At 72.1% G+C, this 23,895-nt stretch carries 21 protein-coding genes and 1 riboswitch; of the genes, 13 read left to right on the top strand and 8 right to left on the bottom strand.

Annotated features, from left to right (window positions below; all coding sequences use genetic code 11):
- The first annotated feature begins 71 nt into the window (after positions 1 to 71).
- The gene (locus tag JK364_RS02965; RefSeq protein ID WP_201847176.1) at positions 72 to 2,018 is read left to right on the top strand and encodes a cellulase family glycosylhydrolase; all 1,947 of its coding nucleotides are present in this window, start codon (positions 72 to 74) and stop codon (positions 2,016 to 2,018) included.
- Between the two features lie 16 nt (positions 2,019 to 2,034).
- On the opposite strand, the gene JK364_RS02960 is transcribed toward JK364_RS02965, so the two are convergent.
- Both JK364_RS02960 and manD read right to left on the bottom strand, forming a co-directional pair.
- Complete coding sequence (locus JK364_RS02960; protein WP_201847174.1) at positions 2,035 to 3,018, bottom strand: aldo/keto reductase; 984 nt, start codon at positions 3,016 to 3,018, stop codon at positions 2,035 to 2,037.
- A gap of 45 nt (positions 3,019 to 3,063) precedes the next feature.
- A complete protein-coding gene (gene manD, locus JK364_RS02955) occupies positions 3,064 to 4,305 on the bottom strand; it encodes a D-mannonate dehydratase ManD (protein WP_201847172.1) in 1,242 nt (413 codons plus the stop codon).
- Between the two features lie 224 nt (positions 4,306 to 4,529).
- On the opposite strand from manD, the gene JK364_RS02950 reads away from it, so the two are divergent.
- The 3 genes from JK364_RS02950 (at position 4,530) to JK364_RS02940 (ending at position 6,212) form a co-directional block, all read left to right on the top strand.
- The gene (locus JK364_RS02950) at positions 4,530 to 5,504 is read left to right on the top strand and encodes a carbon-nitrogen hydrolase family protein (protein WP_201847169.1); all 975 of its coding nucleotides are present in this window, start codon (positions 4,530 to 4,532) and stop codon (positions 5,502 to 5,504) included.
- Positions 5,505 to 5,592: 88 nt separating this feature from the next.
- Positions 5,593 to 5,832 carry a hypothetical protein gene (locus JK364_RS02945; RefSeq protein ID WP_020865818.1) on the top strand — a complete coding sequence of 80 codons (240 nt, stop codon included), beginning with the start codon at positions 5,593 to 5,595 and terminating at the stop codon, positions 5,830 to 5,832.
- A 2-nt stretch (positions 5,833 to 5,834) separates the two neighbouring features.
- Positions 5,835 to 6,212 (top strand): toxin Doc, encoded by a 378-nt coding sequence (locus JK364_RS02940; RefSeq protein ID WP_201847167.1) that lies wholly within the window; start codon positions 5,835 to 5,837, stop codon positions 6,210 to 6,212.
- Between the two features lie 56 nt (positions 6,213 to 6,268).
- On the opposite strand, the gene JK364_RS02935 is transcribed toward JK364_RS02940, so the two are convergent.
- From JK364_RS02935 to JK364_RS02925, 3 genes are all read right to left on the bottom strand, one after another.
- Positions 6,269 to 7,540, bottom strand: a complete 1,272-nt coding sequence (locus tag JK364_RS02935; RefSeq protein ID WP_201847166.1) for an MFS transporter — start codon at positions 7,538 to 7,540, stop codon at positions 6,269 to 6,271.
- A gap of 71 nt (positions 7,541 to 7,611) precedes the next feature.
- Complete coding sequence (locus tag JK364_RS02930) at positions 7,612 to 8,115, bottom strand: MarR family winged helix-turn-helix transcriptional regulator (protein ID WP_201847164.1); 504 nt, start codon at positions 8,113 to 8,115, stop codon at positions 7,612 to 7,614.
- A gap of 82 nt (positions 8,116 to 8,197) precedes the next feature.
- Positions 8,198 to 9,517, bottom strand: coding sequence for a YncE family protein (locus tag JK364_RS02925; RefSeq protein WP_230991279.1), 1,320 nt, complete (start codon positions 9,515 to 9,517; stop codon positions 8,198 to 8,200).
- Positions 9,518 to 9,678: 161 nt separating this feature from the next.
- Here JK364_RS02925 and JK364_RS02920 point away from each other — a divergent pair, with 161 nt between their 5' ends.
- The 6 genes from JK364_RS02920 to JK364_RS02895 all read left to right on the top strand — a co-directional run bounded on the left by JK364_RS02920 (position 9,679) and on the right by JK364_RS02895 (position 16,863).
- Positions 9,679 to 10,578, top strand: coding sequence for a Gfo/Idh/MocA family protein (locus JK364_RS02920; RefSeq protein ID WP_201847162.1), 900 nt, complete (start codon positions 9,679 to 9,681; stop codon positions 10,576 to 10,578).
- A gap of 183 nt (positions 10,579 to 10,761) precedes the next feature.
- Positions 10,762 to 11,505 carry an HAD family hydrolase gene (locus JK364_RS02915; protein ID WP_201847160.1) on the top strand — a complete coding sequence of 248 codons (744 nt, stop codon included), beginning with the start codon at positions 10,762 to 10,764 and terminating at the stop codon, positions 11,503 to 11,505.
- A complete protein-coding gene (locus JK364_RS02910; protein WP_201847157.1) occupies positions 11,502 to 13,847 on the top strand; it encodes a glycoside hydrolase family 65 protein in 2,346 nt (781 codons plus the stop codon). Before JK364_RS02915 ends, JK364_RS02910 begins: the two co-directional genes overlap by 4 nt.
- Before the next feature lie 62 nt (positions 13,848 to 13,909).
- A complete protein-coding gene (locus JK364_RS02905; RefSeq protein WP_201847155.1) occupies positions 13,910 to 14,956 on the top strand; it encodes a PHP domain-containing protein in 1,047 nt (348 codons plus the stop codon).
- A 129-nt stretch (positions 14,957 to 15,085) separates the two neighbouring features.
- Positions 15,086 to 15,679, top strand: coding sequence for a hypothetical protein (locus tag JK364_RS02900; RefSeq protein ID WP_201847153.1), 594 nt, complete (start codon positions 15,086 to 15,088; stop codon positions 15,677 to 15,679).
- The gene (locus tag JK364_RS02895) at positions 15,676 to 16,863 is read left to right on the top strand and encodes a hypothetical protein (protein WP_201847151.1); all 1,188 of its coding nucleotides are present in this window, start codon (positions 15,676 to 15,678) and stop codon (positions 16,861 to 16,863) included. The genes JK364_RS02900 and JK364_RS02895 overlap by 4 nt, the downstream gene beginning before the upstream one ends.
- Positions 16,864 to 16,893: 30 nt before the next feature.
- Here JK364_RS02895 and JK364_RS02890 read toward each other — a convergent pair whose 3' ends face one another.
- Positions 16,894 to 18,795, bottom strand: coding sequence for a glycoside hydrolase family 97 protein (locus JK364_RS02890; RefSeq protein ID WP_201847149.1), 1,902 nt, complete (start codon positions 18,793 to 18,795; stop codon positions 16,894 to 16,896).
- Between the two features lie 192 nt (positions 18,796 to 18,987).
- Between JK364_RS02890 and JK364_RS02885 the strand changes: the two genes are divergently transcribed.
- From JK364_RS02885 to JK364_RS02875, 3 genes are all read left to right on the top strand, one after another.
- Entirely contained in the window at positions 18,988 to 19,179 is a 192-nt protein-coding gene (locus JK364_RS02885) for a hypothetical protein (RefSeq protein ID WP_201847147.1), read from the top strand.
- Positions 19,180 to 19,194: 15 nt separating this feature from the next.
- Positions 19,195 to 19,372: riboswitch (cobalamin riboswitch) on the top strand.
- A gap of 45 nt (positions 19,373 to 19,417) precedes the next feature.
- A complete protein-coding gene (locus JK364_RS02880) occupies positions 19,418 to 19,801 on the top strand; it encodes a (2Fe-2S) ferredoxin domain-containing protein (RefSeq protein WP_201847145.1) in 384 nt (127 codons plus the stop codon).
- Between the two features lie 172 nt (positions 19,802 to 19,973).
- Positions 19,974 to 21,788 (top strand): FAD-binding dehydrogenase, encoded by a 1,815-nt coding sequence (locus JK364_RS02875; RefSeq protein ID WP_201847143.1) that lies wholly within the window; start codon positions 19,974 to 19,976, stop codon positions 21,786 to 21,788.
- A gap of 183 nt (positions 21,789 to 21,971) precedes the next feature.
- On the opposite strand, the gene JK364_RS02870 is transcribed toward JK364_RS02875, so the two are convergent.
- Together JK364_RS02870 and JK364_RS02865 are read right to left on the bottom strand one after the other, a co-directional pair.
- Positions 21,972 to 22,982, bottom strand: coding sequence for a DMT family transporter (locus tag JK364_RS02870; RefSeq protein ID WP_201847141.1), 1,011 nt, complete (start codon positions 22,980 to 22,982; stop codon positions 21,972 to 21,974).
- Entirely contained in the window at positions 22,979 to 23,584 is a 606-nt protein-coding gene (locus JK364_RS02865) for a TetR/AcrR family transcriptional regulator (protein ID WP_201847139.1), read from the bottom strand. Before JK364_RS02865 ends, JK364_RS02870 begins: the two co-directional genes overlap by 4 nt.
- Positions 23,585 to 23,895: the final 311 nt, after the last annotated feature.

The following is a 23,895-nucleotide window of genomic DNA, read 5'->3' as shown; positions in this document are numbered from 1 at the left end:
CGCCCGAGCGCCGAACTGCTCTTCGAGCGTGAGCAGTTGACGATCCCTCAGGTTTACTGGACGGTAGGTCCATGCCGACTCATGAGACACGAGGGATACGGATCGGCCGCCCCCGACCGGGTCGCACCCGGCTGCTCGGGGCGGCCGTCCTGCTGCTGGCGGCGGCCGCGGCCCCGGGCACTCCGGCGGCCGCGGCCGAGGCGCCCTGGTTCGACGGCCGGGCGGCGGACCAGGTGGCCGTGAACGGCACCCGGTTCGCCGACGGCCACGGCCGCGAGGTCGTGCTGCGCGGTTTCAACGTGTCCGGCGAGACCAAACTGGAGGAGAACGGCGGGCTCCCGTTCGCCACCACCGCCGACGCGAGGAAGTCCGCCGCCGCCATGCGCCACCTGACCGGCGCCAACGCGGTGCGGTTCCTGCTGTCCTGGGCCCATGCCGAGCCCGAGCCCGGCCAGGTGGACACCGGCTATCTGGAGAAGGCCACCGCGCAGATGAAGGCGTTCCTCGACGCCGGAATCCGGGTCTTCCCCGACTTCCACCAGGACCTCTACTCCCGCCATCTCTTTGACAAGGACAGCTGGTACAGCGGCGACGGCGCCCCGAAATGGGTCATCGACGCGGGCGGCTACCCCAAGGAGTCCTGCGGCATCTGCTTCCACTGGGGCCAGAACATCACCCAGAACCAGGCGGTCATGAACTCCACCCGCGACTTCTGGCGCAACCGCGAACTGACCACCGGCGCGGGCACCGTCCGCGTCCAGGACGCCTTCCTGGCCACCGCCGAGAAGACCATGACCTACCTCGCCCGGCAGCTCACCGACGACCAGTTCACCCGCGTCGTCGGCTTCGACCCGCTCAACGAGCCGTACGCGGGCGCGTACGACGACGGCCAGAACAGCCGCACCTGGGAGAAGAGCGTGCTGTGGCCCTTCTACGAGAAGTTCCGCGCCCGTATGGACGCCGCGGGCTGGCAGGACAAGCCCGCGTTCGTGGAACCCAATATGTTCTGGAACTCCAACCTGGACTTCCAGCGCCAGGAGGGCGGACTCCTCGACGCCGGAAAGCCCGGCCCCGACTACGTCTTCAACACCCACTACTACGACCAGAAGGCCATCTCCGGGATCTTCATGCCCGGCAAGGCGGCCGACGGCCAGTACGCGGGCGACTTCGGCGCCCTGCGCGACCGCTCCACCGCCCTGGACCTGCCCGCCGTCATGAGCGAGTTCGGCCATCCGCTGGCCGGCTTCACCTCCGACAAGGCCCCCACCGTGGTCAAGGGCATGTACCAGGCGCTGGACTCCCGCCTCCCCGGCGCCAGCTGGTGGACCCGGCCGGCCGCGTCCGGCGCCGTGCTCTCCTCCACCCAGTGGCAGTGGGACATCTACAACGGCCGCCACCACGAGGCCATGAACGGCAACGCCGGGAAGATCCTCACCGAGGGCGACGCCTGGAACGACGAGGACCTCTCGGCCGTGCGCCTCGATGACTCCGGCGCCGCCGCGCCGCGCCAGGACGCCCGGCTGCTCGACCGCGTCTATCCACGAGCCGTCGCGGGCCGCACCCTCGCCTTCACCTTCGAGGACCGCTCACGTGACGGCTCCACCACGCTCAGCTGGGACCGCATCCCCGGCAGTCTGCCGAACGTCGCCAAGGTCACCGGCTCCGGCCGCTACGGCATGCTGGTGTGGCGCTCCGGCGGCGCCACCGACGCGCCCACCGAACTCCGGCTGCCCCGCGACTTCGACCCCGCCCGGACCACCGTCGTCTCCGATCTGGGCACCCTCACCGGCCCGCCCGCGTACACCGCACACGGCCACACCGCCGACCACCCCGTCGCCACCGCGGCGGAGCCCGGCGACAACGGCGGGAACCGGCTGGTGCTCTCCGCCCCGGCCGACGAGTCCACCGGCACCCTGCACTACGCGCTGATCGCCGATGGCACCGCCGCCCCCTCGGCGGAGCAGCGCGCCGCCGCCCAGCGCGAACTCGCGCGATGGGCGGCGGACGCCGGTTTCTGAGCCCCGCGTGCCACCGTCACCAGCGATGGTGCACCTGGGCCCGGATCCGCCGGTCGTACAGGTCGCCGACGGCCTCCAGCGCGGCGCCCGGCAGCGGGGGCAGCCCCGCCGCGTCCGCGTTCGCCCGAGCCTGCTCGGGCGAACGCGCCCCCGGGATGACCGAGGTCACGCCCGGCTGCTGGACGATCCACCGCAGCGCCGTCTGCGCGGGGGTGGCTCCCCGCGGGGCCAGCCCGGCGAACTCCACCGCCGCCTCGACGCCCTCCTCGAAGCCGACGCCGGAGAACGTCTCGCCCTGGTCGAACATCTCGCCGTGCCGGTTGAAGGTGCGGTGGTCGTTCTCGGCGAAGACGGTGTCCTTGGTGTACTTCCCCGACAGCAGACCGGACGCCAGCGGCACCCGCGCGATGATCCCCACACCGGCCTCCCGCGCCGCCGGGACCACCTCCTCCAGCGGCTTGAGCCGGAACGGGTTGAGGATGATCTGCACACTCGCCGTGCCCGGACGCGCTATCGCCGCCAGCGCCTCCGCACATGTCTCGACGCTCACCCCGTACGCCGCCACCCGCTCCTCGGCCACCAGCGTGTCCAGCGCGTCGAAGACCGCGGCCGAGGAGTGCACCGAGGACGGCGGGCAGTGCAGCTGGACCAGATCCAGGGTGTCCACGCCCAGATTGGCCCGCGAGCGGTCGGTCCACGCACGGAAGTTGTCCAGCGTGTAGTTCTCCGCGAGCTGCGGCAGCCGCCGCCCCATCTTGGTGGCCACGAAGATCCCGGCGTCCGGGCGCGACTTCAGGTACCGCCCGATGAGCTGCTCGCTGCGCCCGTCCCCGTACACATCGGCGGTGTCGAAGAACGTCACGCCCGCTTCGACGGCCGTGTCCAGCACGGTCAGGGCGTCGTTCTCGCCGACCTCGCCCCAGTCCGCGCCCAGCTGCCAGGTGCCCAGACCCACGACCGAGACCTGTCGGCCGAGCCGGCCGAACTCACGCTGCTCCATGCTCCCTCTTCTCACTTACGGCGACGCGGCTCACCGTACCTCCGTTCACCAGTCGTGCACCGTGCCGTCCGCCAGCCGGTTCACCGGCAGATACGCGGGCTGGTACGGGAACCGCCCGGCGGTCTCCGGGTCCAGCTCGACGCCCAGGCCCGGGGTGTCGGAGGGGTGCAGCAGCCCGTCCTCGAAGCGGAAGGAGGTGCGGAAGACCTCCAGCGTGTCGGCGGTGTGCGGCATGTACTCCTGTATGCCGAAGTTGTGGACGGCCAGATCCAGGTGGAGCGCCGCGGCCATGCCCACGGGGGAGATGTCGGTCGGACCGTGCATACCGGACTTGATCCCGTAGACCGCGGCCAGGTCCAGCAGTTTGCGCATGGCGGTGACCCCGCCGGTGTGGGTCACCGCCGAGCGCACGTAGTCGATCAGCCGCTCGCTCAGCAGGGTGGTGTAGTCGTGGACGTGGTTGAAGACCTCGCCGATGGCCAGGGGGGTGGTGGTGTGCTGCCGGATGAGCCGCAGCGCGGCCTGGTCCTCGCCGGGTGTGGCGTCCTCCAGCCAGAACAGGTCGTACGGCTCCAGCGCCTTGCCGAGCCGGGCCGCCTGGATCGGTGTCATCCGGTGGTGGCCGTCGTGCAGCAGCGGCAGCTCCGGGCCGAACTCCGCCCGGACGGCCTCGAACACGGTCGGCAGATGACGCAGATAGGCCCGGGTGTCCCAGCTCTCCTCGGCGGGCAGCACCCGCGGCCCCGACCCCCGGCGCGCGGGTTCGTAGTCGTAGCGCTCCCCGCCGCCCGCGCTGGCGGAGGCCACGCCGTAGACCGAGGCCAGCCCCGGGATGCCGGTCTGGACGCGGATCGCGCGATAGCCCTGCTCCAGATGGGCGCGGATGGAGTCGAGCAGCTCGGGGACGTCCCGGCCGGAGGCGTGCCCGTAGGCCAGCGCCCCGCTGCGCGACGCCCCGCCCAGCAACTGGTACAGCGGCATCCCGGCCGCCTTGGCCTTGATGTCCCACAGCGCGGTGTCGACGGCCGCGATGGCGGCCATGGTCACCGGCCCCCGCCGCCAGTACGCGCCGCGGTACAGATACTGCCAGGTGTCCTCGATGCGCGAGGCGTCCCGGTCGAGCAGCAAGGGCACCACGTGGTCCCGCAGATACGAGGCGACGGCCAGCTCACGGCCGTTGAGCGTGGCGTCCCCCAGACCCGTGAGACCGTCCTCGGTGACGATGCGCAGGGTGGTGAAATTGCGTCCCGGACTGGTGACGACGACCTCGGCCGACTCGATCCTCACCGCATACCCCATTCCTTGTGGCCGGTCCCTTCGGCGATCACGCCGTACCGGCAGCTCTACCCGCTTCCCGCCGCCGGGATCCGGAGGCGACGGCCCCTCGCGAACCCACCGCGGGCGCGGGTAGCGTGGCGGCATGCTTTGACACCCGCCCCGCCCCCGGGGTCCACCGGGACACCTCCTTCGCATCGCCCGCACGCCATCAGGTACCGAAGGAGGCATCCGCCATGACCACCCTCACCGTCGCCCTGCTCCAACTCGCCCCGCCGGGGCCCGATCTGCCGGTGAACCTCGCCCTCGGCGAGGCGGCCTGCCGCCGGGCGCGGGCGCTCGGCGCCGACATCGCGCTCTTCCCCGAGATGTGGAGCAACGGCTACAGCTGCGACGTCCCGGAAGGCTCCGCCCGCGGCGAGGTCTACCGCCATCCGTCGCGGTGGGACGGCGCCCGCGCTCCGGCCGGGCCGTGGCCCGAACCCGTCTGGCTCGGCGAGCCCATCACCCGTGACTCGCCCTTCGTCACCCGCTTCCGCGAACTGGCCGCCGAGCTGGAGATGGCCATCGCGCTCACCTATCTGGAGCGCTGGGACGGCCCGCCGCGCAACACCCTCTCCCTCATCGACCGGCACGGCCGCCTGGTGCTGACCTACGCCAAGGTGCACACCTGCGCCTTCGACCTGCCCGAGGCCGGTCTGACCCCGGGGGAGGGGTTCGAGGTGTGCGCCCTGGACACGGCGGTGGGCGAGGTGATGACCGGGGCGATGATCTGTTACGACCGCGAGTTCCCGGAGAGCGCCCGCGCCCTGATGCTCGCCGGGGCGGAGATCGTCCTCACCCCGAACGCCTGCGAGCTGGAGATCAACCGGCTCTCCCAGTTCCGCTCCCGCGCGGTGGAGAACATGACCGGCATGGCCATGGCCAACTACGCCGGGCCCGGCTGGGGCCACTCCGTCGCCCACGACGGTGTCGCCTTCGTGGACGGGCGGTCGCGGGACACCCTGGTGGTGGAGGCGGGTGAGGCCGAGGGGGTCTATCCGGCGGTCTTCGACCTCGAGGCGCTGCGCGACTACCGGCGCCGGGAGGCCTGGGGAGACGCCTTCCGCCGCCCCGCCGCGTACCGGAGCCTGACGGACCGGGAGGTGCGCGAGCCGTTCGTCCGGGTCGGGCCCGACGGCCGTCCCGTCCCCGGCCGCAGCCGTCCCTGATGGCTGGAAAGGTTTGTCAAGTACCTACAAAAACATGATCTGAGCTGCGGCGATTGCTGACGGGGTACCTCGTGAGTAGGGTGTCCCCATGTCAGCTCTCAACGTGGAATTCAGCGATCGGGAACTGGAGGATCTCCGGCAGATCGCCAAGGAGCGCGGTACCACCATGAAAGCCCTCGTCCGCGAGGCGACCGTGGCCGACATCGCGCGTCACCGTGCTCTGCAGGAGGGTGCCGAGGTCTTCCGGCGGTTCTTCGCGGACAACGCCGACGCCTTCGCGGACGCGTTCCCCGACGATGAGCACCGCCAGCCCGGGCAGGCCGCCTGACCATGGCCTCGCTGCTGCATATCGACGTCCCCTGGCTGCTGCAGCGCCATGAGGAGGTCATGCCGGAACAGCCGGCCATCTCGGACTTCTCGGGTCTGGTCGCGGCCGTCGCCCGCCACCGCGTCGAACCGCCGCGCCTGGGCGTCGATCCCGACTCGGCGTGGCGGGCCGCGGCCCTGCTGCACACCATCGCGCTGCTCAGGCCGCTTCCGGCGAGCAACGCGCGGTTCGCCGCCGCGACCGCGGTCGCCTATATGCACGCCTCCGGCGAGGGCATCGACCCGCCGTACGGGGCGCTGATCGACCTGGTCCGCGACATCCTCTCGGGCAAGTCCGATGTCTTCGACGCGGCCAGCCACATCCGCTCCTGGCGGATCTGAGGCCCCTGGCGGATCTGAGCGGGGACGGCCGGGGCCCGCCGGGGCCCCGGCCCGTGTCAGCCCGCCGAGCCGAGCTCCTCGGCCAGCGCCTGCTTCTCTAGCGTCTCGCGCCGCTCCTCGGCCGGGGTGTGTCCGGCCGCCTCCGCCGCCTGGACGCGCTCGGCCTCGGCGAGCAGCGAGTGCCCGGTGGCCAGGACGCCGATACCCAGCGCGACCGCCGCGGCCCCGATGTAGAAGGGCAGATGCACACCGCTGTGCTCGGCGATCTTCCCCGCCGCGTACGGGGCCAGACCGCCGCCGATGAAGCGGACGAAACCGTAGGAGGCGGAGGCGACGGGCCGTTCGACGGGGGCGACGGTCATCACCGCCTGGGTGGTGATGGTGTTGTTGATCCCGATGAAGGCGCCGGCCACGATCACCGCCACGATCAGCGTCGTCTTGGAGTCGGTGAAGAGACCGATGACGAGGATGTCCAGGGCGAACAGCGCCAGATTCAGATACAGGGAGCGGGCTATGCCGAGCCGTGCCTGGAGCCAGGGAGCGCCGAAGACCGAGAAGAGGGCGACGAGCACACCCCAGCCGGTGAAGACATAGCCGAGCTCATGGGTGCCCAGGTCCATCGGGAACGGGGCGTAGCCCAGCACCGTGAAGAAGCCCCAGTTGTAGCAGAGCGCGGTCAGCCCCATGATGAGCAGCCCGCGGTGGCGCAGCGCCTTGAGCGGGTCGGCGATCGAGGCCCGGCGCGCCGGGGTCGGGGTGGGCTGGACCAGCACGATGGTCGCGATCAGCGCGATGGCCATCAGGACCGCCACCCCGAAGAACGGCCCGCGCCAGCTGATCGCGCCGAGCTCGCCGCCCAGCAGCGGCCCGATCGCGATGCCGATGCCCAGCGCGGTCTCGTAGAGGATGATCGCGCCGGCGAAGCCACCGCTGGCCGAGCCCACGATGACGGCCAGCGAGGTGGCGATGAAGAGGGCGTTGCCCAGCCCCCATCCGGCGCGGAAGCCGACGATCCCGTCGATGCTGCCGGAGGCCCCGGCCGCCGCGCTGAAGATCACGATGAGCACCAGACCGGCCACCAGGGTGCGCTTGGCGCCGATACGGCTGGAGACGAACCCGGTGACCAGCATGGCGACGGCGGTGACCACCAGATAGCTGGTGAACAGCAGCGACACCTGGCTGGGCGTGGCGTGCAGCTTGGCGGAGAGGGAGGGCAGGATCGGATCCACGAGGCCGATGCCCATGAAGGAGATCACACAGGCGAAGGCGACCGCCCATACGGCCTTCGGCTGCTTGAAGGGGTTGGGGGCGCTGGGATGAGCGGACAAATGATGCTCCGTCGTTCAGGGCCCGAGCCGTGACGACATGGCGAGCCGTGGCGCGGCAGGGTGCCGGTTGATCAGGAAGCGGTGTTTCCCGGGGACTTCCGCGCCCGTGCCGCGTTCTCGACCAGCCGCTGGAAGGCGGGGGCGGCGGCGCGGACGGCGTCGGCGAGTGCCTGTTCGTCCTCGGGGGAGAGGGTGGCCAGCAGTTCGGCGAGCCGGTTCGTACGGCCGCGGCGCCGCTCGGCGAGCAGCTCCCGCCCGGCGTCGGTGATCGCCACCAGGACCACCCGTCCGTCGTGCGGATCGTCGACCCGGGTCACCAGACCCTGCCGCTCCAGTCGCTGGATGAGCTGGGTCATCGAGGGCTGGGTGACGCCCTCGTCGGCGGCCAGGGCCGTGAGGCGGGACGGGCCCTCCCGGCTGAGCCGGCCGAGGGTCGAGGCCGCGGTGAAGCTGATGTCCCGGTTGGTCAGATGGCGCACCGCGAGGAACGCCAGCTGCTCCAGCGCCTCCGCGACCTCCTCACGGGTGGCGGGGGCGTCGGATTCCCGGGCACCGGACTGCTGTGTGTATTCCACATCTAGTTTTATATCATGCCTCTATATAGGCAGGCTATGCAGATGGTCACGGGTCCGGGCGGGCATCCGCGGGAACACCGCCTCAGCGGAAGATTCCGGTGTGGCCGAGGGAGTAGCGGCCGGGCTGGGGGTAGACCGCGAGCCCGTGCGGGCCGCCGCCGACCGGGATCCGGGCGCGCAGCCGGCCGGTGCGGGTGTCGATCGCGTAGACCTCGGCGTTGTAGCGGCCCGAGAGCCACAGCACCTTGCCGTCGGTGGACAGCCCGCCCATGTCGGGGCTGCCGCCGCCGGGGAGCCGCCACCGTCGCACTAGCTTGCCGCTCTTGAAGGACAGCACCGAGATGGTGCCCTCGCCGCGGTTGGAGATGTACATGGAGCCGGAGTCGCGGCTGACGTAGAGGCCGTGCGTGCCCTTTCCGGTGGGCAGCAGCCGCGGTTTGCCGAAGGTGTCGCCGTTGAGCACCCACAGGCCGTTCGCCACCATGTCGGCGATGTACCAGGTCTTGCCGTTGGGCGAGATCTTGACGTCCTGCGGCATCGCCCCGGCGATCGGCAGCCGCTGCTTGGCGATCACCTTCTTCTTCGCCGTGTCCACCTTCAGCAGCTCACCGGAGAACTCGCACGAGACGATGAAGTAGCGCCCGTCCGGTGAGAAGTCCGCGTGGTTCACGCCGTAGCAGTCCACCGGCACCGACTTGACCACCTTCATGGTGTGCGCGTCCCGGAAGACCAGCGCCCGGTCCATGGAGGCCATCACCACGGCGTACTTCCCGTCCGGGGTGAAGTAGAGGTTGTACGGGTCGTGGACGTCCACCGGGCGCCCCACCCGGCCGTTGGCGGGATTGATGGGGGTGAGGGTGTTCCCCAGGTCGTTGTTGACCCACAGCGTCTTCAGATCCCACGAGGGCACCACGTGCTGCGGCTGGTGGCCCACCTGGACCGTGCGGACGACCTTGAACTTCTTCGGATCGATGACGCTCACCGTGTCCGAGAGCGTATTGGGCACGTACACCCGCGACGGATAGTCCTTCACCGTCCGGGACAGCTTCCCCGGCCGGTCGGCCGCGTAGAGGTCACGCGGGTCCAGCGGGGGCGGCATCCCCGGCAGCAGCCGGGCCGACTCGGCCTTCTTCGCCGCCTCCTTCCCCGCCTTCCTCTTCGCCGCGGCCGACGCCTGGAGCGCGCTCTGCCGCGCCGACTCCGACGCCGCCCGGTCCGGCCGGTGCTCGCTGGAGGAGGCACAGGCCGGAACCGCCGCCCCGCACAGCAGCAGGGCCGCCGCGGCCCGGACCGTGGCACGCCGCCGGTGTGCGCGGGTGAGGGAGCGCGACGAGCCACGGGCCACGGGTTCCTCCAGCGGTGAGGGTGGGCTTCGGCCGTCACCCGCACCGTGGCCGGCCATGGCCTCACCCTGGCACCGCCCCCGGCCACCGGCATCCGCCGGCGGCCAAGCGGGGGAGCGGCGTACCGCCCTCGGCCGAAGCGGCCGGGCTGGTACGGGCGTAGGATCGCGGCCGACCCCCGGGGAGGGCCCCGGGAGCTGCGCGCGGAGGGGGACGGACAGTGCGGTTCGGAGTGCTGGGCACCGGACACTGGGCGGCCGAGACCCACGCGGCGGCGCTCGCCGCGCACCCCGTGGCCGAACTGGCCGGGATCTGGGGACGCGATCCTGCGAAGGCGAAGGCGCTGGCGGACCGCTGGGGCACCCGCGCCCACCCGGACGCCGACGCGCTGATCGCCGACGTGGACGCCGTGGCCATCGCCCTTCCGCCGGACATCCAGAGCGGCCTCGCCGAGCGGGCCGCGCTGGCCGGACGCCATCTGCTCCTGGACAAGCCGCTGGCCTTCTCCACCGAGGAGGCCGACCGGATCGTGCGCGCCGTGGACGAGCGCGGGCCGGCCTCGGTCGTGTTCTTCACCAACCGCTTCGCGGCACCCGTCGACACCTTCCTCCGGCAGGCCGCGGCGGATGGCGGCTGGGACGGCGGCCGTGCCACCGCCTTCGCCTCGATCTTCCAGCCCGGCGGCCACTACGGCGACTCCCACTGGCGGCGGGAGCGCGGCGGACTGTGGGACGTCGGCCCGCACTCGCTGTCCGTCCTGCTGCCGGTCCTCGGCCCGGTGGCCGAGGTCACCGCCCTCGAGGGGCCGCGCGGCGCGGCGCATGTGCTGCTGCGCCACCACTCCGGCGCCATCGGCACCCTCGCGCTCACCCTGGACGCCCGGCCCGCCGCCCGGGGCTTCTCCTGCGACTTCTACGGCGAGCGGGGGATCGCCGTGGTGCCCGAGGCGGGGACCACCGCCTTGGACGCCTTCGCCACGGCCGTCGACCGGCTGCTGAGCGCCGCCCGCGACGGCGGCGCGGCCGACCCCTGCGACGTACGGTTCGGCCGCGAGGTCGTCGCCGTCCTGGAGGCCGCCGACCGCTCCGTCCGCGAGGGGCGCACCGTCGTGCCGCGCTGAGCGGCCGCTGTCCCGTGGTGAGCGCCGCCGTGTGGTGAGCGAGCGAGCGCTGTCCCGTGGTGAGCGAGCGCCGTACCGCGCTGAGCGTGCCCGTCCCGCACCGGGTGCGCGCCGTGCTCCGCCGAGCGGGGGACGGCTTCCCCTTCCCCGCATATTCCGGCGTTCCCGGGGGAACCGGGGGCCATGACCAAGCTCTGCCTGCCCGATGGCATCCGAGCCTGCCTGTTCGACCTCGACGGCGTGCTGACCCGGACCGCGGTGGTGCACGCGGCGGCATGGAAACAGATGTTCGACGAGTACCTGCGGCGGCGCGACGGCCCCTCCTTCCGCCCCTTCGACTCGGGCCGCGACTACGACGAGTACGTGGACGGCCGGCCACGCGCCGACGGGGTGCGCACCTTCCTGGCCTCCCGGGGCATCGAACTGCCCGACGGCGAGCCGGACGACCCGCCCGACCGGGACACCGTGCACGGCCTGGGCAACCGCAAGAACATCCTCGTCCTGGAGAAGATCCGGAAGGAGGGAGTGGAGGCGTACCCCGGCTCGGTGCGCTTCGTGGCGGCCGTGCGCGCCGAGGGCCTGCGGACCGCGGTCGTCTCCTCCAGCGCCAACTGCCGTGATGTGCTGATCGCCGCCGGGATCGAGCACCTCTTCGAGGTACGGATCGACGGTGTGGTCGCCGCCGAGCGCAAGCTGCCGGGCAAACCGCACCCCGACACCTTCCTGGAGGCCGGACAGGAGCTGGCCACCGGGCCCGAGGCGGCCGCCGTCTTCGAGGACGCCCTGGCGGGCATGGAGGCCGGGCGCTCCGGGCACTTCGGCTGCGTCGTCGGCGTGGACCGAGTGGGTCAGGCCGACGCGCTGCGCGCACACGGCGCCGACATCGTGGTCAGGGATCTCGCCGAGCTGCTGGAGGACGACTCGTGATCACCGATTCCTCGTACGCCGTCGACCCCTGGGCGCTGCGGGAGACCGATCTCCGGCTCGATCTGCTGCCTCAGAGTGAATCGGTCTTCGCGCTCTCCAACGGCCATGTGGGCTGGCGCGCCAACCTCGACGAGGGGGAGCCCCACGGCCTCCCCGGCTCCTACCTCAACGGGGTGTACGAACGGCGCCCCCTGCCCTACGCCGAGGCCGGATACGGCTACCCCGAGGCCGGCCAGACCATGATCAACGTCACCAACGGCAAGATCATCCGGCTGCTGGTGGACGACGAGCCCTTCGATCTGCGCTACGGGCGGCTGCGCTCCCACGAGCGGGTGCTCGACCTGCGCGGCGGACTGCTCCACCGCACCTGCGAATGGACCTCCCCCTCCGGCATCAGCGTGCGGGTCCGCTCCACCCGGCTGGTCTCCCTCACCCAGCGGGCCATCGCCGCCGTCGCCTACGAGGTGGAGGCCATCGACGCCCAGATCCGCGTCGTCGTCCAGTCCGAACTGGTCGCCAACGAACAGCTCCCCGAGCGCGCCGGCGACCCCCGGGTGGCCGAGGCCCTGGAGTCCCCGCTCAGGCCCGAGGAGAACGCCGCCGACGACAAGCGGCTGCGGCTGATCCACTGCACCGACGCCAGCGATCTGCGGGTCGCGGCCGCCGCCGACCACCTGATCACCGGGCCGCCGCCCACCCGCCACTCCAGCGAGAGCGCCGACGACGTCGCCCGGCTGACCATCACCTCGGTGCTGGAGCCGGGCCAGGTGCTGCGGCTGGAGAAGCTGGTGGCCTACGGCTGGTCCGGCGCCCGTTCGCTGCCCGCCGTACGGGACCAGGTCGAGGCCGCGCTGGCCGGGGCCGCCAGCACCGGCTGGCGCGGCCTGGTGGACCAGCAGCGCGCCTGGCTGGAGGACTTCTGGTCCCGCGCCGACGTCGAGGTCGAGGGCGATGCCGAGATCCAGCAGGCCGTGCGGTTCGCCCTCTTCCACGTCCTGCAGGCCGGCGCCCGCGCCGAGGAACGGGCCATCCCCGCCAAGGGCCTCACCGGCTCCGGCTACGACGGCCACTCCTTCTGGGACACCGACACCTTCGTCCTGCCCCTGCTCACCTACACCTTCCCCGAGTCCGTGGCCGAGGCGCTGCGCTGGCGGCAGTCCATCCTGCCCGCCGCCCGGGACCGGGCCCGGCAGCTGGGCCACGAGGGCGCCACCTTCCCCTGGCGCACCATCGACGGCTCCGAATGCTCCGCCTACTGGCCGGCCGGCACCGCGGCCTTCCACGTCAACGCCGATGTGGCGGACGCGGTGGTGCGCTATGTGGCGGCCACCGGCGACGACGAGTTCGAGCGCGAGACCGCCGTGGAACTGCTGGTGGAGACCGCCCGGCTGTGGCGCTCCCTCGGCCACCATGACCACCACGGCCGCTTCCACATCGACGGGGTGACCGGCCCGGACGAGTACAGCGCCGTCGCGGACGACAACGTCTACACCAACCTCATGGCCCAGTCGAATCTGCGGGCCGCCGCGGACATCGTCGAACGCCACCCGGACAAGGGCGCCGAACTGGGCGTCGACGACGAGGAGGCCGCCGCCTGGCGGGACGCCGCCGAGTCCATGTCCGTCCCGTACAACAAGACCCTGGGCGTCCACGAGCAGTCCGCGGACTTCACCGGCCACCAGGAGTGGGACTTCCAGGGAATGCGCCCGGACCAGTACCCGCTGATGCTCCACTTCCCGTACTTCGACATGTACCGCAAGCAGGTGGTCAAACAGGCCGATCTGGTGCTGGCGATGTATCTGCGCGGCGAGTGCTTCACCGAGGAGGAGAAGGCACGCAACTTCGACTACTACGAGCGGCTCACGGTCCGGGACTCCTCGCTTTCCGCGTGCACCCAGGCCGTCATGGCCGCCGAGGTCGGCCATCTGCGGCTCGCCTACGACTACCTGGGCGAGGCGGCCCTGATGGACCTGAAGGACCTGGAGCACAACACCCGCGACGGTCTGCACATCGCCTCGCTCGCCGGCACCTGGATCGCCCTGGTCGCCGGGTTCGGCGGGATGCGGCACCGCGACGGCAGGCTGGAGTTCTCGCCCAAGCTGCCCGAGAAGCTGGCCCGGCTCGCCTTCACCATGCAGGTGCTGGGCCGGAGGCTGCGCGTGGAGATCACCAACCGCTCCGTCACCTACTCCCTGGCCGAGGGCGCCCCCCTGGAGATCCGGCACTACGGCCGGCCCATCACCGTCTCCGAGAAGACCCCCCGGACCTGCGACATCGATGAGCTGACGGCCCGTCCCGAACCCCGTCAGCCCCCCGGCCGCCGCCCGAACCGCCGCGCCTGAGGCAGCGACACCCCACGGCGCGACACCCCGCACACCACGCCACCCACAGCGAGGAGCGCCCGATGGACCCCCTGGAGGCCCTGGACCGGATCGCGTTTCTCCTGGAGCGCGCCCAGGCGCCGACCTACCGGGTGCGCGCCTTCCGCACGGCCCAGTCAGTGCTCGCCGACCTGGACCCCCAGGAGGTGGCACGGCGTGCCACGAACGGCACCCTCCGGTCGCTCAAGGGCCTCGGCCCCAAGACCTCGCAGGTGGTCCAGGAGGCGCTGAAGGACCAGATGCCCGGATATCTGGCGAAGCTGGAGACCGAGGCAGCCGAGGCCGGGCGCGAGCCCGACGAGGACGCGGCGAAGCTGTGCGCCGCGCTGCGCGGGGACTGCCATATGCACTCGGACTGGTCCGACGGCGGTTCCCCGATCGAGCTGATGGCCCGTACGGCGGCGCGGCTGGGGCACGAGTGGGCGGTGCTGACCGACCATTCCCCGCGGCTGACGGTGGCCCGTGGCCTCTCGGCGGACCGGCTGCGCGCCCAGCTGGACGTGGTGGCGGAGCTGCGCGCGAAGCTCGCCCCGTTCCAGCTGCTCACCGGGATCGAGGTCGACATCCTCCCCGACGGCTCCCTGGACCAGGAGCCGGAGCTGCTGGACCAGCTGGATGTGGTGGTGGCCTCGGTCCACTCCAAGCTGCGGATGGACGCCCGCCCCATGACCCGCCGGATGGTCACCGCCGTCAGCGATCCGCTGGTCGATGTGCTGGGCCACTGCACCGGACGGCTGCTCGGCGGCAAGCGCCCCGAGTCGGTCTTCGACCAGGAGGAGGTCTTCGGCGCCTGCGCGGAGGCGGGCACCGCCGTGGAGATCAACTGCCGCCCGGAACGGCTGGATCCGCCGCGCGGACTGCTGCGGGAGGCCGTGCGGGCGGGGACGTTCTTCTCCATCGACACCGACGCCCACGCGCCCGGCCAGCTCGACTGGCAGCCATCCGGATGCGCCCGGGCCGTGGAATGCGGGGTGCCGGCGGAGCGCGTCATCACCACGTGGACGGCCCGGCAGTTGGTGGACTGGACCCGCACGCGCAGGCCCCCAAGCCGTGCGGGGCACGGGAGTTGACGGCGGCCATACGCGAAATGAGCGGAGAGTTCGCCTATTTGCCGTAAGTCCTTACATCTTCTCCTTCGGGCGGGCTACCGTAAATGTGTCGCAGACCACGCCAAGGGCGTGGCGCACGGGGGGAACCACATGACAGACATGACGGGGCTGGACGACGCCGCGATCGAGCGGATCCTGACGATGGTCGACGCCTCGGCGCGCACCGTCGCCGAGGACGAACACGAGGAGCTCTTCGAGGAGTTCGCCGAGGAGATGCGCGCCGGGCGGCGGGTGCCCGGCGCGGGGGAGTTCTTCGACGACCTCAGCGGGGCACCCGCGGTCGACACCCATGTCTACCTGACCATCGGGCTGTCCGTGCTCGGCCAGATCGCCTTCACCGTGCTCTCGACGGCGACCGAGATGGCCGTCCAGCGCGGAGTGCGGGACGCCGTCGGCTATCTCAAGCGCTGTCTGCGCGGCGACGCCACCTCGGGCGGGACGGGCACGGAGGGCGGCGAGAACGAGGACAGAGCGGCGGGGCTCGCCCGGCGGGTGACGGTGGAGCTGAGGCTTCCCCCGGAGGTGGATCCGGCCATGGTGCGGGCCGTCGTACGGATCCAGGCGGAAGCGCTCATCCGCTCCGAGTCCGGCCCCGACTCCGCCGACTCCGCCGATGTCGCGGGCCCCGCGGGCCCCGTGGACCGCGCCGACCCCGCGGACCCCGCCGCGCCCGGCCGCCCATGACCGTCGCGTCCCCGGTCCGCCGGCTGCGCCGGGCCGAGCGGACCTGCTGGACCGTGCTCATCGGGCCGCTGTGCGCGGCGCCCGTCACCGGGGCGAGTGTGATGACCACGGGGGAAGAGCCGCTGTCCGCGCCGGCCGCGGTCGGCGGCACCGCGTTCCTTGCCGCCCTCGTCCTCCTCGTGGTCTTCCTGCTGCCCCTCGTCCACGAGTGGCGGTCCGACTCCCTCAGCGGTCGTGAGGCCGAGGAGGCGTCGCACCCGGTCGACTGGTCGGCGAAGGGCTGGGTGCGCGTCCGGGACGTCTTCCACTCGGCCGGACTGGACACCGCGGGGCTGAACGCGGTCTCCAGCTGGTCCCCGGCGTCCAACCTGAAGGTGGTCCACGTCCCCCAGCCGTCCCCGGGGCGGCTGGGCCGGATGGAGGACTGGGGGACGAGACTGCAGCGCCGCAAGTCCGTCTGGGCGGTCGGCGCCGCGGCCGGAGTGGCCTTCGCCGTACTGCGGGACCGGATGTCCCTGCCCATCGACGGGGATCGTCTCCTGGTGCCCGCGATCATCCTGGTCGCCGCGCTCTGGGCGGCCGCGGGCACCTTCCTCTACCACGCCCTCACCCTGAACGTCCGCAGACCGACCGTCCAGGTCGCCATCCCGCTCGGCTGGCGCGCCCTGCTCAAGAGCCCGGCAGGTCCGGTCCTGCTCCGGCACGAGATCTCGCATCTGCGCCACGGCGATCCGATGAGACGGCGCTATCTGCGCCATGCGCCGGCGGCGGGGAAGGCCGCCGTGTGCTTCGACGGGGTGACGGCCCTCGCCATCACCCCCATCGAGCGCCCGGCGCAGACCCTCGCGTCGATGGCCGCCTTCGTCCTCACCCTGACCGGTGGCCTCTACGCCAACAGCCGCGCCCGCCGCGTCCTGGTCACGCTGATGGAGATGCGGGCGGACGCCGAGGCGGTCACGGACGCGGAGTCGGCGGACCGGCTGTCCGCCTTCCTCACCGCTCAGCAGAGGAAGAACCCGACACCTCAGAAGGCCGACCGGCTGCTGGCCCTCTCCCGCGGGTGCACCGGCGGCCACCCCGCCCCCTACGCCAGTGCCGTCGCCGCCGCATGGGTCTTCGCGGCCGGTGTCTGCCTTCCGGCGATCGGCATCTGGACGGGCGTCCTGGACGGGGTGTCCGCGTGACGGGTGGTCAGTGCTGGTCGTAGGGGATGGTCAGGGGCGGTCGCAGGTCGACAGGCCGGGCCGCCAGCGGCAGGCGATGGCGGCGAACCCGCCGTCCGCCGTGACCGGCACGGACAGGGTCTGCCCGCCGCGCACCACCGTGGGCGTGCGGACCAGACCGTCCGGGCCGTCCAGGATCAGATCGACCAGCCAGCGGCCCGGCTCCAGCCGCAGCGGCACCTCGGCGGTGTGCGCGGGACCGGTGAACGTACCGCCGATGAACCACCGCGAGCCGCTGGCGCGGGCGAGCACCGCGCTCTCACCCGGCCGCCCCGCCAGTAGCCGGGTGCGGTCCCAGGTGGCCGGGATCTGCTCCAGGAACCGGCGGGCGAGCGGACGGGCGTCATAGGACTCCGGGGTGCCCGCCAGGTTCTGGATCCCGGACTCGTAGAGCACCGACAGGCCGACTTCGCCCGCGTCCGACGCCGCGTTGGGGCGCTGGGGCCGGTGGAAGGCCCCGGGGGTGAAGTCCATGGAGCCGATGACATTGCGGGTGAACGGCAGCGTCGCCAGGTGCTGCGGGGTGTTGGTCCGCTTCTCCTCGCCGTTGACGCCCTCCATCGACATCACCTGCGGCCAGGTGCGCTGAATGCCCTTGGGAATCGTCGAGCCGTGGAAGTTGACGAGCAGATGGTGGGCCGCGGTGGCCTTGAGGATCTCGTCGTACCAGCGCAGTGTCTCCTGGGACTCGGAGTCCATGAAGTCGATCTTCACGCCCTTCACCCCCCACCGCTCCAGCGTGGGCAGCCACTGCTCGCGCTCCTCGGCGGTGTCGAGGTCACGGTGGTGGATCCAGACCTGGATGCCCACGCGCCGCTCGCGGGCGTAGTCCACGAGCTGCGGGATCCAGCTGTTCCGCTGCCAGTCGGGATCGGTGACGTCCCACTGGTCGGGGTCGAAGTACCAGCCCGCGTCCACCACCACATACGGCCAGCCGCGCTGGGCCGCGTAGTCCACGTACCCCTTCTGCATCGACAGGCTCTGCCCGGCCGGTTTGCCGCCCGCGAGCCAGGTCCACAGCGCGGGGCCGGGCCGGATCCACGAGGTGTCGGCGACCCGTGACGCCGGTGCCAGATCGTCGGTGAAGGTGGACTGGGTGACGGTCGGCAGATCGCCCACGATCAGGGCGCGCCAGGGGGTGCTGAGCGGCCCGTCGGACTCGACCCGCTCGTCCCACAGGCCGATGCGGTACGTGGGCAGCCCCTGCTGGTGGATCAGCCGGGCGGCGGAGTAGCGGCCGGTGAGATCCGACTCCGCGATCAGGGCGTAGCCGCCGCCCGTCTCGAAGAGCGCCTGCGCCATGTACTCACCGGTGGGCGCGGTCGCCGCGGTGTACTCCTTGAACAGGTTCTCGTTGTCCTTGCGGTAGTCGCCCAGCCACGCCGCCGCGTCCGGCGGCAGGGTGAAGGCCGAGGTCTCGCCGAGGACATCGCCGCTGCCGGAGGGCAGGTCGTAGCGGTAGGCGACCCCGTCGTCCGAGACCCGCACCACGAGGTCCAGCCGGGCGTTCCCGCCGCCCCGGAACCGGAAGCGGGTCTCGGTCATCCGCGCCGTGCGCGAGCGCTGCTTGCCGGCCGTCGACCAGTAGCGCTCCACGACGGTGCGGTCGTGGCGTCCCAGATAGCGCAGCCCGTGCGACAGATCCGCCCGCTCGGTGACGATGCCCACGGGCGAGGGCTCGACCACCGTACGTCCGCCCCGGGACACCTGGAGCGTCAGCGCCCCCGAGGCGCCGTCGAGCCGCAGCTGCGCGAGGGGACCGGAGTGGGGCGAGGGGCCGCGCACGGTCCAGGCGGAGTCCTTCGCCTGTGCGGGCCCGGAGATGAAGAGCGTCATGGCCAGGACGCCGCAGAGCAGAAATGCCACTGCGGAGCGTCGGTAAGATCTCGGCATCGTTGCCTCCCGAGGCGGATACGTTACCGAGTCATCCGATATCTGGGGAGGGGTTGAGCGGCATTACGCCCCGTCAAGGGTTGTGGGCGGGTGAGAGATCGGATCTATGGCTTGGCTGCTTCCGGAGACGACGCCAGGGGTAGAGGGTCGGCAGGCGGACCCGCGCGCGGTCCGGACGAGGAGGCGCACACGATGAGCGGCACGGCTCGGCCCGGCGACCCGGACCCGGAGGCGGCGGGCCCGGAGACGGCGGCCCCGGCGCCCGCCGAGCCCGAGGGCGGGGACCCCGCCTGCTGGCTGGAGAGGGTATGCGCCGACTGTGGCGCGATCCAGGACACCGCCGAGTTCGCCCAATGTGCGCGCTGCGGAGCCCCGAAGGAGTGAGCCGGGTGCCCGGGATGCGATGATGCCGGGCGACAAGGGCGACGGCGGAACGAGGAAGCCGGTGGGAATCCGGCGCGGTACCGCCACTGTGATCGGCGAGCGGATCCCGAACAGGCCACTGCCCGCATGCGCGGGTGGGAAGGCCGGGACGAGCAGCGACCCGAGAGCCAGGAGACTCACGCGGTCGCCTCCTCGAGCGACACCGGGGCGGACTTCCCCGGAGGAGGGGTGATACGGCATGTCCGTATGGCCGACCGACCCGCTGCCGTGCCGGGTGACCGTATGCCGGGACTGCTGTTGCGGCAGTCCCAAGGTGACCGGTATCGACCATGCCGCGCAGATCGCGCGGCTCGGTGAGGAGGCGCCCGTACGCGTCTCCGAGTGTCTGGACGTCTGCGACCAGGCCAATGTGATCGTGGTGCAGCCGTCGGCCGCCGGACGGGCCGCCGGGGGCAGGCCGGTGTGGCTCGGCCTGGTCAACGACCCGGACGCGACGGAGGACATCGTGGCCTGGGTCCGGGCGGGTGGCCCCGGGGTGGCACCGCTGCCCGACATCCTCGATCTGTACGCGTTCTCGCCACGGGGGAGTGCCTCGGCCGAGCCGCCGGCGGGCGGTCGCTGAGCGCCCGAAGTCCCGTGCCCCGTGCGGGAGTTGCTCTTGTGAGCAGAACTCTGGCGGCCTCGCACCCTGTGGGCTACCGTCGGTAACACGTTGCCGGCCGGTAACACGATTCCGTCGCGGCAACCCCCTCCGTATCTCCCGCCCCTCCGAACCCCCTTCCGGAAGGCAGCTCATGGAGAACTCCACAGAGAATTCCGCGTCGCCCGCCGGGATCAACGGGATCAGCCGCCGCCGCGCCCTGACGGCGGCGGGCGGTGTGCTCGCCGGCGCCGCCCTCGCCCAGGCGGCGGTTCCGGCCTTCGCCGCCTCCGGGGCGTCCTCGGACGCGGACGCCATCGTGGTCGGCCACGGGCTCGCCGGGCTGGTGGCCACGGCGGAACTGGCCGCCGCGGGGCGCAAGGTGCTCCTCCTCGACCAGGAGCCCGAGAGCAACCTCGGTGGCCAGGCGTTCTGGTCCTTCGGCGGCCTGTTCTTCGTCGACTCCGAGGAGCAGCGGCTGATGGGGATCAAGGACTCCCCCGAACTGGCCTGGCAGGACTGGCTCGGCACGGCCGGCTTCGACCGCGGTGTCACCGATCCCGGTGGCCAGGACTACTGGGCCCACAAGTGGGCCGAGGCGTACGTGGACTTCGCCTCCGGGGAGAAGCGGTCCTGGCTGCACGGGCTCGGTGTGCAATGGTTCCCGATCGTCGGCTGGGCCGAGCGCGGCGGCGGTCTCGCGGACGGCCACGGCAACTCGGTGCCGCGTTTCCATGTCACCTGGGGCACCGGTCCGGCCGTGGTCGAGCCGTTCGAGAAGAAGGTGCGGGCCGCCGCGAAGGACGGCCGGGTGACCTTCAAGTTCCGTCACCGGGTGGACGAGCTGATCGTCACCGGTGGCGCCGTCACCGGGGTGAGCGGCTCGATCCTGGAGCCGAGCGCCGCCGCCCGCGGCAAGCAGACCTCGCGCACCGTGGTGGGCGACTTCGAGCTCAACGCCCCGGTGGTGATCGTCACCTCCGGTGGTATCGGCGCCAACCACGACCTCGTACGCCGGAACTGGCCCGACCGGCTCGGCTCGCCGCCGAAGTTCATGGTCACCGGTGTCCCGGCGTATGTGGACGGCCGGATGCTGGGGATCACCGAGCAGGCGGGCGGACGGATCGTCAACCCCGACCGGATGTGGCACTACACCGAGGGCCTCAGGAACTACGACCCGATCTGGCCGGGCCATGGCATCCGCATTCTGCCCGGCCCGTCGTCGATGTGGTTCGACGCGAAGGGCAGACGCTTCTCCAGCCCCGACATCCCGGGCTACGACACCCTGAACACCCTCGGGTCGATCACCGCCACCGGCCATGACTACTCGTGGTTCGTCACCACCCAGAAGATCATGGCCAAGGAGTTCGCGCTCTCGGGCTCGGAGCAGAACCCGGACCTGACCAACAAGGACATCCTGCAGCTCCTCTCCCGCATCTGGCAGACCCCCGAGCCGATCCAGCGGTTCCGGGACAAGGGCGAGGACTTCGTGGTCGCCACGTCCCTGCCCCAACTGGTCGCGGGCATGAACAAGCTGACCGGCGACAACCTGATCGACCTGGCCGACCTCAAACGGCAGATCGAGGCCCGCGACCGCGAGATCGAGAACCCGTACACCAAGGACGTCCAGGTCATGGGCATCCGCAACGCACTCGCCTACCCCGGGGACACCCTCAGCCGCACCGCCTCCGCCCACCGGATCCTGGACTCGGGCGCCGGACCGCTGATCGCCGTGCGCCTCAACATCCTCACCCGCAAGACCCTCGGCGGCCTCCAGACCGACCTCTCCGGCCGCGTCCTGGACGCCTCGGGCCGGCCGATCAGCGGCCTGTACGCGGCCGGTGAGGTGGCGGGCTTCGGCGGGGGAGGAGTGCACGGCTACCGCTCCCTGGAGGGCACCTTCCTCGGCGGCTGCCTCTTCTCGGGCCGCTCCGCGGGCCGCGCGGCGGCGTCCGCGACCGCGACCTGACCGGGCGTCCGCGACCGCGACCTGACCGGGTGTCCGCGACCGCGACCTGACCGGGTGTCCGCGACCGCGACCTGACCGGGTGTCCGCGACCGCGACCTGACCCGGCGGGCAGAACGCTCTCAGTCGCGGCGGGCTGAATGACATCACCGCCCGGCGGACGGCCTGCCGTCGGGCCGGACTCCGCTACGGCGCCGGGTCCGACCGAGCGGTGGTGTGCTCCACCGCTGTGCGCCGCAGCGGCGTCACGCCGTCTCGCCGCTGCCGGCGCCGCCCGGAGACGCCCGCCGGGGCGGTGAGGACGGCCAGGCAGGCGAGGACGAGTGCGATACCGCCCCAGCCGACGGCGGGGAGGCGTTCGCCGATGACCAGCACGGCGAGGACGGCCGCGACGGCCGGTTCCAGCAGGGAGAGCGTGGTCGCCGTGCTGGCGGGCACATGCGCCAGCCCCCAGCCGAACAGGACGTAACCCGCGAACATGGGCACCAGCGCCATGTACGCCCCGACGGCCATGTTGGACCCGGAGTCCAGGAGCGGGGCGCCGGTGAGCAGGAGGACCGGCACCAGGAGCAGTCCGCCCACGCCGAAGACCGCGCCCATCGCCGCGCGGGAGGTGACCCCCTGGGTGATCAGCCGGTGAGCCGCCCAGGAGTAGAGGGCGTAGGTCGTGGCCGCGATGAGCCCCAGCCCCACACCGAGCAGCGTGGCGGCCGTGGATGTCCGCTCCGCGCCGCCGGGGGCCCCGGCGGCTTGGCCCGCGCACAGCATGAGGGTGCCCAACAGGCCCAGGGCGGCACCGAGTTTCCAGCGGCGCGTCAGCCGGCGCCGGTCCATGACCCGTTCGATCACGGCCGAGGCCGGCGGGGCCATGCCGATGGACACCACGGTGCCCACGGCCACTCCGGCCAGGTGCATCGCGCTGTAGAACGCCAAGGGGTAGGCCGCCACCGCGACCGAGCCGAGCAGTACGGTGCCGCGCCGGGCACGCAGCCGCGGTGCCTGGCGGGCGATGCGGGCAGCGGCCACCAGGGCCTGGAGCAGTCCGCCGAGGCCCATGGCGACGGCGCCGATGGCGAGGGGACCGACGTCCGGGGCGAAGGTGGCCGCCGTGCCGGTGGTGCCCCACAGCAGGGACGCGGCGAGTACGCACAACGACCCGGCGCCCGCCGAACGGGCGCCGGGTCCGGGGGCCGTCACAGCCGGTCCAGCAGGGCCGCCGCCATCGCGCGGGCGTGCCGCAGACGGCTGTCGTCCCCTTCCAGACCGGCGCGCGCCATCGCGCCCTCCAGCAGGAACGCCAGGTGCTCCGCCATCGTCCGGGCGTCGTCGGGGCGCTCGGGCAGCAGCTCCTCGAGGTGACCGGCGATCAGCCGCTCGACCTCCTCCTTGTGGCGGCGTACCACGGTCCGCCCCTCGTCCCCGGCGGGCAGCTCGGCGGCCGCGTTGAGCAGGCCGCAGCCGCGAAAGCCGCGCTCGTAGGCGAACGCCGCGTGATCGGCGTAGGCGCCGAAGACCGCGAGGACGCCGTCGCGGGGGCTCTCGGCCCGCTCCAGCCGTGCCCGGTACATCGCCAGCCACTCCTCGTGGCGGGCGTCGAGATAGGCCCTGACGAGGTCGGCCTTGGAGGAGAAGTTGTTGTACAGGCTCATCTTCGCCACGCCCGCCTCGGCGGTGATCGTGTCGATCCCGGTCGCCGTCACGCCGTCGGCGTAGAAGCGGCGCGCGGCGGCCGCCAGCAGACGCTCCCGCGCCGGCCGCCGTCTCCCGGGCCCCGTCGCCCTCACACCGGTCTCACTCATCGCATCCACCCTGGCAGATTAGGTAGGTAGGTCTACCTACTATAGCGGGCGCCCAGTATCGATGTCGCAGCCCGCCGCAGGCGTCACGGTCCGCCCCGTCACGTGGTGGGGCGCCGCCCCGGACCCGGGGTCCAGGGGCGGAGCCCCTGGTGTCGGCAAGGGGCAGGGAGGGGGAAGCATCGATATGCGGCTCCGCCGCGTGGATCGATACGCGGCTCCGCAGCGTGGTGCGCCGGGCACCCCGTAGGGCGTTCCGGAAGCGGGTGGGTGTGCCGTGCGGCGTTCGAACGGCGAGGGATGGGTACCCGGAC

The sequence above is a fragment of the Streptomyces endocoffeicus genome, assembly GCF_016741935.1.
Classification (GTDB): domain Bacteria; phylum Actinomycetota; class Actinomycetes; order Streptomycetales; family Streptomycetaceae; genus Streptomyces; species Streptomyces endocoffeicus.
The sequence above is the reverse complement of the archived record's forward strand: the minus strand, read 5'-3'. Positions and strand labels throughout refer to the sequence as shown.

Bases quoted from the DNA above. Each gene is read 5' to 3' on its own strand.
- JK364_RS02965 (WP_201847176.1), top strand. From the start codon at position 72: ATGCCGACTCATGAGACACGAGGGATACGGATCGGCCGCCCCCGACCG.
- JK364_RS02960 (WP_201847174.1), bottom strand. From the start codon at position 3,018: ATGGAGCAGCGTGAGTTCGGCCGGCTCGGCCGACAGGTCTCGGTCGTG.
- JK364_RS02950 (WP_201847169.1), top strand. From the start codon at position 4,530: ATGACCACCCTCACCGTCGCCCTGCTCCAACTCGCCCCGCCGGGGCCC.
- JK364_RS02945 (WP_020865818.1), top strand. From the start codon at position 5,593: ATGTCAGCTCTCAACGTGGAATTCAGCGATCGGGAACTGGAGGATCTC.
- JK364_RS02940 (WP_201847167.1), top strand. From the start codon at position 5,835: ATGGCCTCGCTGCTGCATATCGACGTCCCCTGGCTGCTGCAGCGCCAT.
- JK364_RS02925 (WP_230991279.1), bottom strand. From the start codon at position 9,517: ATGGCCGGCCACGGTGCGGGTGACGGCCGAAGCCCACCCTCACCGCTG.
- JK364_RS02915 (WP_201847160.1), top strand. From the start codon at position 10,762: ATGACCAAGCTCTGCCTGCCCGATGGCATCCGAGCCTGCCTGTTCGAC.
- JK364_RS02905 (WP_201847155.1), top strand. From the start codon at position 13,910: ATGGACCCCCTGGAGGCCCTGGACCGGATCGCGTTTCTCCTGGAGCGC.
- JK364_RS02900 (WP_201847153.1), top strand. From the start codon at position 15,086: ATGACAGACATGACGGGGCTGGACGACGCCGCGATCGAGCGGATCCTG.
- JK364_RS02895 (WP_201847151.1), top strand. From the start codon at position 15,676: ATGACCGTCGCGTCCCCGGTCCGCCGGCTGCGCCGGGCCGAGCGGACC.
- JK364_RS02890 (WP_201847149.1), bottom strand. From the start codon at position 18,795: ATGCCGAGATCTTACCGACGCTCCGCAGTGGCATTTCTGCTCTGCGGC.
- JK364_RS02885 (WP_201847147.1), top strand. From the start codon at position 18,988: ATGAGCGGCACGGCTCGGCCCGGCGACCCGGACCCGGAGGCGGCGGGC.
- JK364_RS02880 (WP_201847145.1), top strand. From the start codon at position 19,418: ATGTCCGTATGGCCGACCGACCCGCTGCCGTGCCGGGTGACCGTATGC.
- JK364_RS02875 (WP_201847143.1), top strand. From the start codon at position 19,974: ATGGAGAACTCCACAGAGAATTCCGCGTCGCCCGCCGGGATCAACGGG.
- JK364_RS02865 (WP_201847139.1), bottom strand. From the start codon at position 23,584: ATGAGTGAGACCGGTGTGAGGGCGACGGGGCCCGGGAGACGGCGGCCG.